Genomic DNA, 15157 nt, shown 5'->3' with positions numbered 1-15157 from the left:
TGAGCTAATTCCCCATAATAACATACAAAGAGGATATATATTATCACGCCTGCTTACTTCATTCGGCAGGCATGTTTTTGTATTCCCTCAAAACTAAGCAATGTAAGTAGGTTGTAATACTACAGCAAGCACATAAGCTCCGTCTAGTATATAATGCCAGATGCGAACGACCTTGGATTAGAACCATGTATTTCAATGATTCAAATCTCCATAGAAAGGAGGTGATCCAGCCGCACCTTCCGATACGGCTACCTTGTTACGACTTCACCCCAATCACTGATCTCACCTTCGACGGCTGGTTCCATTGCTGGTTACCTCACCGGCTTCGGGTGCTCTCAACTTTCGTGGTGTGACGGGCGGTGTGTACAAGGCCCGGGAACGTATTCACCGCAGCATGCTGATCTGCGATTACTAGCGATTCCGACTTCATGCAGGCGAGTTGCAGCCTGCAATCCGAACTGAGAGCTTGTTTTTGGGTTTGGCTTCACCTCGCGGCTTCGCTACCCTCTATTAAAGCCCATTGTAGTACGTGTGTAGCCCAAGACATAAGGGGCATGATGACTTGACGTCATCCCCACCTTCCTCCGTGTTATCCACGGCAGTCTCCCATGAGTTCCCACCTTTACGTGCTGGCAACATAGGATAAGGGTTGCGCTCGTTGCGGGACTTAACCCAACATCTCACGACACGAGCTGACGACAGCCATGCACCACCTGTCTATCTGTCTCCCGAAGGAGAACTTCCTATCTCTAGGATCATCAGACGATGTCAAGCCTTGGTAAGGTTCTTCGCGTTGCGTCGAATTAAACCACATACTCCACCGCTTGTGCGGGCCCCCGTCAATTCCTTTGAGTTTCAACCTTGCGGCCGTACTCCCCAGGCGGGGTACTTATTGCGTTAACTCCGGCACTGGAGGGGTCGATACCCCCAACACCTAGTACCCATCGTTTACGGCCAGGATTACCGGGGTATCTAATCCCGTTCACTACCCTGGCTTTCGCGCCTCAGTGTCAGACACAGTCCAGAAAGTCGCCTTCGCCACTGGTGTTCCTCCTAATATCTACGCATTTCACCGCTACACTAGGAATTCCACTTTCCTCTCCTGCACTCAAGAATAACAGTATCCAAATGCTTCACGGGGTTGAGCCCCGAACTTTAACATCAGACTTATTATCCCACCTGCGCGCGCTTTACGCCCAATAATTCCGGACAACGCTTGCCACCTACGTATTACCGCGGCTGCTGGCACGTAGTTAGCCGTGGCTTTCTTGTCAGGTACCGTCATTACAACACATTATTCACATATCGCACATTCGTCCCTGAAAACAGAGTTTTACGATCCGAAAACCTTCTTCACTCACGCGGCGTTGCTCCGTCAGACTTTCGTCCATTGCGGAAGATTCCCCACTGCTGCCTCCCGTAGGAGTCTGGGCCGTGTCTCAGTCCCAGTGTGGCCGTTCATCCTCTCAGACCGGCTACTGATCGTCGCCTTGGTGAGCCATTACCTCACCAACTAGCTAATCAGACGCAGACCCATCTTCTAGTGGTAGCTTATAAATAGAGGCCACCTTTAGTATGTGAAACAGGCGTTTCACATACAACATTCGGTATTAGCACCACTTTCGCAGTGTTGTCCCCATCTAGAAGGTAGGTTGTCTACGCGTTACTCACCCGTTCGCCACTAAGATTCCATTGCTGAAATCTCCGTTCGACTTGCATGTGTTAGGCACGCCGCCAGCGTTCGTCCTGAGCCAGGATCAAACTCTCCAATAAATTATATTAGAGAACCTTGATGGCTCTTTAAAAAACTAGCTTTTTGTCAATCTCACCGAAGTGGACTAACTTTGTTTTGTACTCAAACGAGTACCGCACATCTGGCTTATTTTAACCTTACTTACATTGTTTAGTTTTCAAGGAACATCATGCCGCTTGTGGCGACTCACTTATAATATCACAACCGTTAACACCATGTCAATAATATTCATTAAAATTTTATGACTTTTTTTGATATTATCTAAACCTTGGAATACCTATTTATAAAACCAGAGCGGGAATTCATAGGAACTCCCGCTTTTGTCCTTAGGCAACAAATAGCTTAAATAAGATCAGTAGGATAACGCCTGGCAGACCTAAAAATCCAGCAATCAATGCCGTAATTGGGTTAATTGCAATATTAAACCCAATATGTATTCCTATAAAATTCAACGCCCACAGCATAGCACCACCAATTAGACCATTATAAATCAAACGAAAGATAAGTTTAATCGGCATTAAAAACATTCGTCCTACTACATATAATAAAATAATTCCGAAGACATATGCCAAAATTACATTAAATTCGCCAAATCCAGCAAACATAAAATTACCTCCTTCTATTTAAGACACCCATTACGATTTCAATCATTTTTTTGATTGTATCCTTATTATAACTGATATTCACCTCCTATAGATACTTTATGAGATATTATATGTCTCCAAGAGTCAAGTATGAAAAAAACCAGAGCATTCTACTCTGGTTTTTATTGATAATGATGTTTTTTATTGTCTCTTATATATATTGGTATCAGAAATTTCGTAAGGAGAGGATCTCACTCCTTCTTGACGGGCTTTCTTCAGTAAATATATATACTTTTTTTCAGCTGCCTGCATCAAATATACAGCATGATCAACCAGGTCTTGATCTGATACAGTATTGTAATAATATTGAGCATTCAACCATTCCTGCCTAGCTTCTTCTACTACAAGAGAAAGAGCCGGCAGGGTTTTTGCTTCGATAGTATCACCGCGGTAAAGATAATCTTGCACTTTCTGTAATGCTTCTACGAAATTCATCGTTCTCCCCCTCCTGTCTTAGGAGTATTTTTTCCAAAAACAAGAAGATTTAAACATTACATTTCCCGCCGATTTTCCATCGCTTTCATTAAAGTAACTTCATCAGCATATTCTAAGTCGCCACCTACAGGCAACCCATGTGCAATTCTGGTGACTTTCACACCTAATGGTTTCAAAAGCCTGGCAATATACATTGCCGTGGCTTCACCTTCCACATCTGGATTGGTGGCCATAATGACTTCCGTGATTTCTCCAGACTGAATACGGGCTAGCAACTCTTTTATTTTAATGTCATTTGGACCAACTCCCTCTAAAGGAGACAATTGCCCATGCAACACATGGTACCTGCCACGGAATTCACGCGTGCGCTCCATGGCAGCCACATCTCGTGGCTCTTCCATCACACACAATATACTGGTATCCCGCCCCTCGGCCTGACAAATAGAACATGGATTACAGTCCGTTAAATTAAAACAAACATCACAATAACCAATTTTTTCTTTTGCTTCTATAATAGCCTGAGCCAACCCTTCAGCTCGTGTTTTATCCATTTCTAAAACATAATACGCCAAACGCGCAGCCGTTTTAGAGCCTATTCCTGGCAAAGCACGAAACTGCTCTATTAATTTCGCTAATGGCGCTATATATTGCATATTTTAAAACAATCCAGAAGGCAGATTCATACCGCCAGTAAGTTTACCCATTTCTTGAGCCATCATGTCATCCACTTTTTTAATGGCTTCATTGACAGCAGCAACTACTAAATCTTCCAACATCTCCATATCATCCGCATCTACTACTGTAGGATCAATTTTTAAAGATTGAATTTGTTTTTCACCAGTAATTACAACTTTAATCGCGCCGCCGCCTGCAGTTGCTTCTAAAGTACGGGTTTTTAGTTCGTCCTGCATCTTCGCCATTTCACCTTGCAACTTTTGCATTTTTTTCATCATACCAGCCATATTTCCCATATTTCCAAACATTATCTTAGTCCCCCTTATATTCTTCTTTTTTTATAACTTTACCACCAAACATATGTATAGCCTGACGCAAAGCAGGGTGTTCTGCCCCCTCTGGCGGCAATACTGTAGTAACTGGCTTGTTTTTAGGTGGCGCAGCAGGCCCCTCTTTAGGCTTTACTGCCCCAGTTCCCAGTATACAACAAAGCTGCACTGTTTTTCCACAAAATTGAGCTAATACTTTTTCAATCATTACTCGATAATCATCTTTTTCAGTACGTTCTTTAGGAAAAGCTGCCGTAAATTGCACTGTAGCCTGTTTGTCATTTAGACTTATCAAATTCCCTTGGGAAACACAAGCATGAACCGAGCGTTTACCCGTTGTTACCAATTCCTTGAGAACTTGATCCCAAACTGCCTTAACATCTCCCGATACGGAAGGGTTCGCCGCTACAGATTCTTGTTGTGATTCCTGCCGTGGCTCAACCTTAGCTTCCGCCACGATTGTCTCTGCTATCACAGGTTTTACCACTACTGGTTTAACCGGATTACTATAACGAATTGGCTCTGCCGTTCTTACTATTTCAGGTTCTACATATATAGGATTATTCGACAATTTGGCCTCTAATGCTGCTATTCTTTCTAGTAAATTGGCTATATCTCCCTTCGCCGCAGGGCGACAGAGAGACAAGAAGGTCATTTCGGCCGTAATCCGCGGCTCCGGCGCCCACTTCGCTTCATTGGCACCCTCATTCACTATTTTAATCATATCGATTAATTCTTCATGAGTAAACCCTTCAGCATGTTTAGCCAACATAACCCGATCATCACCATATAACTCAATACTATCAATTGTAGGAGCAGCCTTAAATAACATGATACTTCTCAAATACAAAGCTACTTCTAATAATATTTGTCGAACTTCCTTACCCAATGAAATCAATTCACTTAAAGCCAGTAATATAGTTTTAAAATCCCGCTCCACCAATGAGTCCGTAATGCGCCATACCCATTCATGGCCAATAAGCCCTAATAACTTCCGCACCTTATCTGCTGTTATTAAACCATCTTCCATAGTGGTACACTGATCTAAAATACTAAGAGCATCTCGTAGACCGCCATCTGCATGGGATGCAATAAGTTTTAATGCATCTTCCGCCACATGTAAGCCGTTATGTTCAACAATGGTAGCTAACCGTCCTTCAATTTCCCCTGCAGCAATACGTCTAAAATCATAGCGCTGACATCGAGAGTGAATCGTAGCGGGAATTTTATGTGCTTCCGTTGTAGCCAGAATAAAAACTACATGAGCAGGAGGTTCTTCTAATGTCTTTAGTAAAGCATTAAATGCCTCCGTCGTTAACATATGTACTTCATCAATAATATATACTTTATACCGTCCATCTACCGGAGCAAACTTCACAGTCTCACGAAGTTCACGAATCTCATCAATTCCCCGATTAGAGGCAGCATCTATTTCAAACACATCCATCGAAGTGCCAGCATTAATCCCGGCACAATTGGAGCAGACATTACACGGCTCATGCGTTGGGCCATGGATACAATTTAAAGATTTTGCTAGAATTTTCGCAGTACTGGTTTTCCCCGTACCTCTCGGACCAGAAAACAAATAGGCATGCGCTATCTTCCCTGATACAATCGCATTCTTTAATGTAATACTAATATGCTCCTGCCCTACTAAGTTTTCAAAATCATGAGGACGCCACTGGCGATATAATGCGATGTAAGCCATCTAACAAACACCTCCTTACCTTATTTATTCCATACTAAGATACAGTTTCCTGTTTATAAATTAAATTACTCTTATAGTCTCTATCATAGCCAAAAAGCAACCAGAAGTCTGGTTGCTTACTATATGCATTTATCATTTTAGCGTCGGGCCACAACAAAAGTCAGGCGACCTCACGGCACATAAAAATTATCACTTACCGCTGCTTCCTTCCGGACCTGACGGGGTTCATGAGTTTCCATTGCGTAAGACCCAACTTTTGTCGTGGCCCCACTCTAAAATAAATAAATGGCTAAAATATTAAATTTTACGCCAACAATTATCAGTACAATTCATCAACTGACATCCCTATGAAAATATAAATGGCGGAGAGAGAGGGATTCGAACCCTCGGTACAGTTGCCCGTACACACGCTTTCCAGGCGTGCTCCTTCAACCGCTCGGACATCTCTCCAAGTTGTATACTTTTTGCAACCCTCTTGTTTACCTGGCTGCAAGAAATATAATATCATTTCTCAAGAATATTGTCAACAAGAATATAATCAAATCAAAATCCAATTTTAGCCACCTTACCAACCCTATAGAAGCTTATAAAGCCAGTCTATAGGGTTACTTCGGTAAACTATATTCCATATATTGATCGGCACCCTGCATCAATCAGAGTTTATAACCATATTTAATTTTTGTGGCCTTCGACCTCTATTTTTTCCAAGTTCGTTGAATTTCAGCAATTTCTTCAAATTCACTTTGGAGATTCCAGTATACTCGCTCATAAATTCCAAATAAACGTTGGTATATCTCACGATTTTCTTCATTTGGATAATAAATTTCTTTTATTGTAATGAATTTTTCAACCTCTTTAAGATCACTAATCATGCCTAAGGCGTACATTCCTAAAACAGCAGCGCCAAAGGCTGAGCCCTCAGGTTCACCTGGAACATGAATTACTCGTCCAAATACATCTGCCATAATCTGAACCCAAACCTTTGAACGAGTAAAGCTACCGCCAACGCGGATTTCATTTACTTCTCCCGCGACTTCCTCTAACGACTTAAAGATACTATACATTCGATAAATAATACCCTCTAGTGTCGCCCGAACCAAGTGGCGTTTCCCATGATTGAGGTTTAATCCAAACAATACTCCACGAGCATTCGCATTATAATAAGGCGCCCGTTCTCCCGAGAAAAGGGGCAGCATAATTAAACCTTCACAGCCAGCAGGTTTTTGTTCTGCGTAGCGGCCTAAAATATCATAGGTATCAAGCCCTAGATTTGCTGCAACCCGCTGTTCTGTGGTAGCGAATTTATCTCTTGCCCAGCGAAATGCCACACCACCATTACTTAGTGCTCCACCTAATACCCACGTATCACCTGCAAGATTATAGCACCAAGTTCGCTGTTTTTCATCCGCCTGCGGCTTATTGGTAATCATTCGTACAGCACCGCTGGTACCAATCATGGCTGTCACCTGGCCTGGATTGATAGCACCGGAGCCTAATGTAGATAACACGCCATCACTCGCGCCTAATACTATGGCAGTATCAGATGCCAATCCAAGCTTTTCAGCAATCTCTGGTTTGAGGCTTCTTTCCGTATGAGTCGTAGGCAATACCTCAGATAACCGCTCCGCGGTAATTCCTATCATTGCTAATAAATCCTCGTCCCATGTACGAGTATGAATGTTGTACAAAGCAGTAGCCGAGGCAATGGATTCATCCACAAAATATTTACCAAATAACCGATGACAGATATACTCTTTAATGCCGATAAACTTCGCAGTGCGAGAGAAAATATCGGGCCGTTCATTTTTAAACCAAATTATTTTAAATAAAGGATACATGGGATGAATTGGACAACCTGTTTTAAAGTAGATCGTACTTGCATCAGGGGATGCTTTTACCTTTTCAATATAATCCTGAGCACGGGAATCAGCCCAAGTTTGCATACGATCCAAAGCATTGCCATGCTCATCTACAGGGATCACACTATGCATAACTGAACTAAAACATAATCCAGCAATTTCTTCGGGAGCCAATTTCGCTTCGGCAATTGCTCCGCCGAGCACTTCCAAAACACCTTGTAAGATTTCCTCAGGATCTTGTTCCGCCCAGGCAGCTTGTGGTGTATATAAAGGATATTCAATTGACCTACTGCCAATTGTCGTACCGTCTGGCCGATAAATAACAGCTCGGCAGCCTGTTGTACCTATATCTACACCAATTATATTTTGCCCACTCATGTTGGAAACCTCCTATAACACATAGTTTTATTAGTAGAAAGAAATGATCAAGCCAACATTTGATCATTTCTTTCTGAGTCTAAGTCATAATGAAAATAATAAAGAAGACTTGATTCAGTTGGAGTTTTAACTCCATCTGAATCTTAGTCGCACTTATCCAGGGACTTAGCCGCTCTTAACTCCCACTTATAAAAGATGGGAATCTTAGAGCGGTTTAGTCATCGGATAAACTAAGCTATAAACATGCTAAGCAATAAGGTAAAGACGAGTCCTGCTACACCAATAATGGTTTCTAATACGGTCCATGTTGATAGTGTTTCCTGAACAGTCATACCAAAGTATTCTTTAATCATCCAAAATCCAGCATCATTCACGTGAGATAAAACAAGAGATCCAGCTCCAGTTGCCAAAACCATTAACTCAGGGCTAGCACCAGGAGACATCGCAAGAATTGGAGCTACAATGCCCGCAGCAGTCAACATTGCTACAGTAGCTGAACCTGTTGCAACACGAATTAATGCAGCAACCAGCCAACCAAGAACAATCGGGTTTAACTGTGCAGCCGTTGCTAATTTGGCAATTTCTGCTCCTACTCCACTGTCAAGCAACACTTTATTAAAAGCACCGCCACCACCGATTACCATTAATATACTAGCAACCGCTGGTAAGGATTGGTCACAGTACTTGCCGATTTGAGCCATGGAGAAACCACGCCATAGTCCGAAGGTAAATAAACTAAGCAATACAGAAATCAACAAGGATGTGATTGGATTACCGATAAAATTGAGCACCATCCGAGAAGAAGCATCCTTTGGTAAATAAATATCTGCGAAAGTTGATAATAGCATCAAAAACACAGGGAATAAAATGGTAATCACTGTGATACCAAATCCAGGTAACTCTTCGTCTTTGCGTCCAATTTTTACTGTATTAGCTATATTTTCTGGCGGAGTTATCTTCACTTTTTTACTAATAAAAGATGCAAATACTGGCCCTGCTAATATTGCCGTCGGTAAACCTACGATAATGCTATAAAGAATGGTTTTACCTACATCTGCTTTAAAAATGCCTACGGCTGCCATAGCTGCCGGATGAGGTGGAACTAGTCCATGTACCACGGATAAACCTGCAACAAGAGGGAGGCCAATTTTAAGCAGCGAAATTCCTGTTTCTTTTGCAATAGTAAAAACTAGAGGTAATAATAAAACAAAACCAACTTGGAAAAATACAGGAATACCAACAATGAATGCTACAAACATCATCGCCCAGTGTACATTTTGTTTACCAAAACGATTAATCAGTGTACGTGCTACCCGCTCCGCCGCTCCTGATTCTTCCATTAACTTACCAAGCATAGTGCCGAGTCCTAAAACAATAGCAATGAAACCTAACGTATTACCTAATCCTGCCTGAATGGAGCCCACTATTTTGTCAAGAGGCATACCTGTAGATAATCCCACGAAAAAGGAAACAATCATTAAGGCAATAAATGGGTTTACCTTTAATTTTGTAATCAATAATAGTAACAATAAAATAGCAACAAACACGATTCCTAATAACATATTATGATTCCCCTCCACTCATTTAATAGTTTACCAAAATCCCTAAATCATAGACACTCCTCTCATTTTATTTTCCGGCGTACAGCGCCTTTTGCTGATGACGTGGTCGTAAGTCCATATAGTTTGAGAAATTCACTTTCGTCTTTTTGTTTTGCGATAGGTCTAGTATTTGTACGACGGTAGTGTAACTCCTCGTCATCAATCCCCAAGTGAATACTTCTTTCAAAAATATTTATATCAATTCGATCACCGTTTTGTACGATTCCAATCGGTCCTTCTTCGGCAGCTTCCGGTGAAAGATAGCCTATTGATAAGCCTCCAGATGCCCCAGAAAAACGACCATCTGTAACAATTGCTACATTACCTACTTTTCCAATTACCTCTGTAGCCCGATGCATCTCACGCATACCAGGGCCCCCGATAGGTCCTTCATAGCGAATTACTACAACATCACCAGGTACAATGCCCCCATTATCAATGGCATCCATACATTCTTCTTCGGAATCAAATACTTTGGCCGGTCCAGAAAAGATCCACATATCAGATGGCACAGCTGAGCTTTTAACGACGGCTCCCTCTGGAGCCAAATTACCACGAAGCACTGCAATGCCGCCTTCTGCTGTAAAAGCCTTATCAAAATTGCGAATAATAGCACCATCTGCAGGCTTAGCATTTTTAAGATTTTCTTCTAAGTTTTTACCGTTAATAGCTAACGTATCTAACGTCAGTACCGACTGCAATTCATTCATAATCGTAGGAACACCACCTACTGGATATAAATCAGCTACCGTATATTCCTGACTATTCGGAACAACTCTAGTAATGAGAGGAACGTAGCGGCTAATGCGGTCAAAGTCATCATAAGTTACTGCAAGTCCACATTCATGAGCAATTGCTGGAAGGTGTAGTACCGTATTCAAAGACCCTCCCATTGCCAAGACCACTGCTACCGTATTATCAAAAGCAGCTTTACTCATAATATCTCGAGGCTTAATATCCTTTTGTACTAAGTCCATAATTACCAGACCGGTATCATATGCCACCTTATGTCTAAGTTCACTTAATGCAGGGACTGCTGCTGATCCTGGAAGAGACATGCCCAATGTTTCAGCAACAATACACATGGTATTTGCAGTGCCAAGAAAAGGACAGACGCCAGCTGTAGGATAGTAATCTACCGTAACCTCGACTAGCTTCTCCTCATCAATTTCTCCTCGGATAAACTGTTGCCTAGCAGCTTTTGATTCTGCAGGCTTTATTTTATTAATCATAGGACCACCTGTTACCATGGCGGCTGGAATGTTTAAACGAGCAGCTGCCATCAGCATGGCAGGAACAATTTTGTCACAAGAGCCCAGCAATACCATGCCATCAAAAATCCCATGCGCCCGAATCATTACCTCAATCGAGTCAACAATTAATTCTCTGCTAGGTAATACGTATTTCATACCATCATGTCCCTGAGCAATACCATCACAAATGGCTATCGTATTAAACTCCAAGGGATAACCACCAGCTTCTATTATCCCTCTCTTTACATCTTCTGCAAGTTCTCGAAGATGGCAATGTCCAGGAACAATTTCATTCCAAGAGTTAACCACTGCAATAATCGGCCGATCCAAATTTTTATAAATTGCGCCACATGATCCTAAGTGACCTTTGGCGATCGCCCGCTGATAAGCTGGCAATTTATTAAGAGTTGTACTCATTTTAATGCCCCTTTGAAATTAAATATCTATTTTATTTCTTATTATGAAATATTTTTTCACAACTAATTATCATAATATACTGCTTTTTTAGGAAAAGCAATAGGGCGCAAAAAATATTTCTTTTTCAAGATAAAAACAGATATTAATTTTCCAAATATCAAGCAACCTTCTTGCAGGATAGCAAAGTGTCTGTTACAATATTCCTACATAAAAAAGATCCTTTTAGCACAAAAGGGTGGAGGCCGTTGAATGGAACGTAATGAAAATATAGTAAGCTCATGCTTGCCTCGGATACGCAGCAGCTTTAATGATTTAACCAAAACAGAACAAAAAACTGCAACTTATATTTTGGAAAATCCATCGGAAGTCATTCACATGACCATTACAGAATTGGCTGAAGCAGCTCAAAATGCCGAAGCAACGGTTTTTCGCCTGTGCAAAAAACTAGGATTTTCTGGATATCAAGAGTTAAAGATTGCCTTAGCTGGCGATTTATATACCCCTTTAGAATCTGTTTACAAAGAAGTAGATCCTACAGACTCGATTCGCACAATGGCGAGTAAAATATTTTTAGGGATCAACGAAGGGCTGCAAGACACCCTCAAAATTATCGATGAAGATGCTATTGAAAGGGCAATTCAAGCCATCACTACCACGCGGCGTATTGATGTTTATGGTTCAGGGGGCTCGGCTATCATAGCTTCTGACATAGAACATCGGTTTATGCGTTTTGGTATCTCGGTAAGGTCTTATTCCGACCCACATCTCCAAATAGCATCAGCGACCCTACTTCAGCCAGGCGATTTAGTCATTGCAGTATCTCATACAGGTGCAAATCGGGATGTATTAGAGGCTGTAGAAATGGCCAAAAGCAACCAAGTTACTACCATTGCTATTACAAGTTATCTACGTTCCCCCCTCAGCCAAGCAGTAGATATTGCACTCCACGGCATGGGTAGGGAAGTCACATACCGCTCGGAAGCCATGGCTTCTCGATTGATTCATCTAGCTATTGTCGACGTCTTATACGTTGGATCACTGCTTCGCCAACAAGATAAAATCATCGAAAACATGAAAAGGGTTCGTAAGTCCATTGCTAAACGGAAAATATAAGAAAAGACTTGGCTTGTGCCAAGTCCTCGGACGTAGGCAGAAGCCTTAGTCGTTCTTACTTGGAATCAAGAAAGTGTTATACTTTCTGATTCCGTAAGAAAAAGGTTATTAGCTCATTGAGTTAATAACCTTTTTCTAGTTTTACCACAATAAAAAAATCAGCTTGCCTATACCTTTTCTTTATTATAATGAGTTAATGCTAATAAGACTGCTTTATACATAATAGTAGAACCTATTAGCAGCGCCTTCTCATCTATATCAAAATAAGAACTGTGCAAGTGGTAATTTTCTTCTCCCTCTTTACCACACCCTAACCAAAAAAATGCTCCTGGAACTTTTTCTAGATATCTGCCAAAGTCCTCTGCAGCTAAGACAGGTTGAACATCCGAGTGTATTTGCTCATTATCGAGCACTTGCTGGGCTGCAAGTATAATCAAATCCGTAGGCTCTGCCCAATTACTTAGTACAGGATAACCATATTGATAATCCAAAGCATAACTTCCACCCTGGGCAGCTGTGATACCAGTTATTGTACGTTCTACCTTTTTAGCTATCTGTCTACGTATTTTTTCACTAAGAGTCCGTACCGTTCCATCTAATAGGACTTCCCTGGCAATCACGTTATACCTCTCGCCCCCCTGTATATTGCCAATGGAAAGTGTTGCGGCTTCCAAAGGATCAATTTGACGGTTCATTATATGGCCCAAACCTTGTATCACATCAGCAGCCATCGTAATCGCATCAACCCCATGCTGGGGTTGGCCAGCATGAGCTGCCTGACCTAGTATTTTGATACCAATTCGATCTGAGGCTGCCATTAAGGGACCTTGACGAGTTCCAATATGGCCGCAAGGAAGATCTGGCCATAAATGTAAACCAAAAATTACATCCACATCCTCTAAGACACCATCTGCTATCAATAGACCAGCACCGCCAATTGGAGCTGCTTCCTCTGCAGGTTGAAAAACGAATTTTATCGTCCCTGCAAATTCTCCATGACACAAAGAAAACTCTTTGGCTACGCCTAACAAAATCGCCATATGGCCATCATGACCACAAGCATGCATAACCCCTGGACGCTTAGAACGATAAGGAACATCGTTTGTTTCTGTAATAGGAAGAGCATCCATATCACTCCGAAGGGCAACTGTAGGACCAGGATATTTACCTTGGATAACACCACAAACTCCAAAGTGATCCTTAAATGTTAAAACTTCAATGCCCATGCTCTGCAAAATAGCAGCGATCTCTCTAGATGTTTCTTCTTCTTCTCGACTTACTTCCGGATTGCTATGAAACAAACGTCTCCAAGAAACTAGCTGCTTCTCAAGATCTAGTGCATTCCTCTCATCCCACATTTTTTAAAACCACCTTTTATGATAAATCACAATACGATTTACCAGAACTATATTTGTATTATATCATATGTTTTAGGACTTTTTAAAGACATTTCCTTAAATTCCTTTATTTATTCAACAAAAAAAGCCCCCATATTTTTATGAGAGCTTTCTAATTCTAAGAAACTCCGATGCTAGTATCATCCCGCTAATCAACTGCCTTTTTTAACAAAGAATTCAATAGCACCTTATACAATTTTCGTGGACGCCCTTTCGCCAGCATCTCTGCCCCAATTACTTCGGCAAGACCTTGGTCAACTAGGGTAGATAGAAGGCGCCTAGCACTACGTGGAGTAATTGCCAAATATAGGGCCAAATCATCAGCCGCAATTGTATCCTTATCTAATTTGTTAATCGCAGCTAACAGCTTATTCACTGTTGTGTTACTTATATTTAATGTATCCGCAAATTGTCTAAGAATAGCGTCATCGACACGAATTGAATACTTAAGATGGGTAGCTGAACTGAGTGGCCCAATTGCCTCCCTATTATCTGTTACTACCATCCAAAGACCTTTTCCCCTTTGTTTTGCAAGACCAAGCGCATTATACGCATTTTCCTCGGCAGCGTAAGCAGTTGATCCAAAACCAATACCACCACTTACCTTAGCAGCTACACTACGGGTAATTTCTTCTAAAATTGGCATAATGGTAAAATCGGCAGTAACTTCCTCAAGTATCCCCCGAGTAGAATATAAGGTATACTGCCCCTCTCCCCGAACAACGATGGAGCCTTTAATTCTTTCGGCATAGCCAACCAGTATTTCATATAATCTCAGTTCAATTCGCTTTACCCCGTAACTAGAGCTGGCACGGACGATATCTTCATAATCATCAATTGCTATATGCTGAATGGCGATTTGCCCCCCCTTAAACCGCTGGGCTTCAAATGCACTAATCGCAATATCAAGTGTTGTACGAATATTACTACGCGTTGGCCATATGCGAAAAGCAGGGACGCCCATTTCCTTTAATTTTTCATAGGTTGCTAAAAGGCACGTAACCGCAATATTGGTTTTACCATCTTTCCATAGCTGATAATGATATTCTGTTATATCCCGTGCAGAAGTAACTCCGCTATAATGATTTACATAAATTTGCGGCAAGGGCAAATTTATATCAGTAAATGTCTCTTCAATTTCTTCTTCGCTGAAAGTATCAAAACTTATGCTACTAAGATTCAGTTTTTCAATATACGTAATTTGTAGTAAGGCACGCCACAAGCTAGACCCTGCATGAGGAATATAAAAAATTGGTTTTGCAACCTTTAATTGTAGAGCATGTTCATAAGGAACAATTCCTGAAAATACCCATATATCTACATCATTAGAACGTTCTGCTATTATATCTCCTACCTCAAGCGCATCTTGATACACGATAGGAATTGGTATTAAAATATCGGCCCGTTCCATTGCCACTTTATTTGCTAATACAATGGAATCAGCTGGCCCTACAATCGCCACTCTTATCTTATTCATCATTTTTCTCCCATAATGATATAACAATTACTTCTTTACCTATTATTATACCTATTTCAGGAGAAATTACCATGTAAATGACAGAACACTAACCTATTATGAAATAAGAAACCTACAA

11 protein-coding genes, 2 tRNA genes, 1 rRNA gene and 1 other RNA gene (1 of these 15 cut by a window edge) are annotated in these 15157 nt (G+C 41.3%); 1 reads left to right on the top strand and 14 read right to left on the bottom strand.

From position 1 onward, the window contains the following. The 12 genes from UFO1_RS23880 to ilvD all read right to left on the bottom strand — a co-directional run. Window positions 1-14 (bottom strand) — tRNA-Ala (locus UFO1_RS23880) (it extends 62 nt beyond the left edge of the window). A gap of 200 nt (window positions 15-214) precedes the next feature. Further along, window positions 215-1773 (bottom strand): 16S ribosomal RNA (locus UFO1_RS23875). A gap of 306 nt (window positions 1774-2079) precedes the next feature. Then, window positions 2080-2358, bottom strand: a complete 279-nt coding sequence (locus UFO1_RS23870) for a pro-sigmaK processing inhibitor BofA family protein (protein WP_038674755.1) — start codon at window positions 2356-2358, stop codon at window positions 2080-2082. A gap of 180 nt (window positions 2359-2538) precedes the next feature. Then, window positions 2539-2832, bottom strand: coding sequence for a DUF2508 family protein (locus tag UFO1_RS23865; RefSeq protein ID WP_038674753.1), 294 nt, complete (start codon window positions 2830-2832; stop codon window positions 2539-2541). 56 nt (window positions 2833-2888) lie between these two features. Next, window positions 2889-3485 (bottom strand): recombination mediator RecR, encoded by a 597-nt coding sequence (gene recR / locus UFO1_RS23860; RefSeq protein WP_038674751.1) that lies wholly within the window; start codon window positions 3483-3485, stop codon window positions 2889-2891. A gap of 3 nt (window positions 3486-3488) precedes the next feature. Then, the gene (locus UFO1_RS23855; protein ID WP_038674749.1) at window positions 3489-3815 is read right to left on the bottom strand and encodes a YbaB/EbfC family nucleoid-associated protein; all 327 of its coding nucleotides are present in this window, start codon (window positions 3813-3815) and stop codon (window positions 3489-3491) included. A gap of 4 nt (window positions 3816-3819) precedes the next feature. Continuing rightward, the gene (dnaX, locus tag UFO1_RS23850) at window positions 3820-5544 is read right to left on the bottom strand and encodes a DNA polymerase III subunit gamma/tau (RefSeq protein ID WP_038674747.1); all 1725 of its coding nucleotides are present in this window, start codon (window positions 5542-5544) and stop codon (window positions 3820-3822) included. Window positions 5545-5656: 112 nt separating this feature from the next. Then, an RNA gene (gene ffs, locus UFO1_RS24685) (signal recognition particle sRNA large type) lies at window positions 5657-5856 on the bottom strand. Window positions 5857-5904: 48 nt separating this feature from the next. Beyond that, a tRNA-Ser gene (locus UFO1_RS23845) sits at window positions 5905-5994 on the bottom strand. Between the two features lie 245 nt (window positions 5995-6239). After that, window positions 6240-7781, bottom strand: a complete 1542-nt coding sequence (locus UFO1_RS23840; RefSeq protein ID WP_038674745.1) for a gluconokinase — start codon at window positions 7779-7781, stop codon at window positions 6240-6242. 230 nt (window positions 7782-8011) lie between these two features. Then, on the bottom strand, window positions 8012-9343 hold the full coding sequence (locus UFO1_RS23835; RefSeq protein WP_038674743.1) for a GntP family permease: 1332 nt from the start codon (window positions 9341-9343) through the stop codon (window positions 8012-8014). A 62-nt stretch (window positions 9344-9405) separates the two neighbouring features. Then, complete coding sequence (ilvD, locus tag UFO1_RS23830) at window positions 9406-11052, bottom strand: dihydroxy-acid dehydratase (protein WP_038674740.1); 1647 nt, start codon at window positions 11050-11052, stop codon at window positions 9406-9408. A gap of 249 nt (window positions 11053-11301) precedes the next feature. Here ilvD and UFO1_RS23825 point away from each other — a divergent pair, with 249 nt between their 5' ends. Beyond that, entirely contained in the window at window positions 11302-12165 is an 864-nt protein-coding gene (locus UFO1_RS23825; protein ID WP_038674738.1) for a MurR/RpiR family transcriptional regulator, read from the top strand. A 167-nt stretch (window positions 12166-12332) separates the two neighbouring features. Here the strand turns inward: UFO1_RS23825 and UFO1_RS23820 are convergent, their stop codons facing one another. Further along, window positions 12333-13523, bottom strand: coding sequence for a M20 family metallopeptidase (locus tag UFO1_RS23820; RefSeq protein ID WP_038674736.1), 1191 nt, complete (start codon window positions 13521-13523; stop codon window positions 12333-12335). Window positions 13524-13710: 187 nt separating this feature from the next. Then, a complete protein-coding gene (locus UFO1_RS23815; RefSeq protein ID WP_038674734.1) occupies window positions 13711-15039 on the bottom strand; it encodes a hypothetical protein in 1329 nt (442 codons plus the stop codon). Between the last annotated feature and the right edge of the window lie 118 nt (window positions 15040-15157).

The sequence above is a fragment of the Pelosinus sp. UFO1 genome (assembly GCF_000725345.1).
Lineage (GTDB): Bacteria > Bacillota > Negativicutes > DSM-13327 > DSM-13327 > Pelosinus.
The sequence above is the reverse complement of the archived record's forward strand: the minus strand, read 5'-3'. Positions and strand labels throughout refer to the sequence as shown.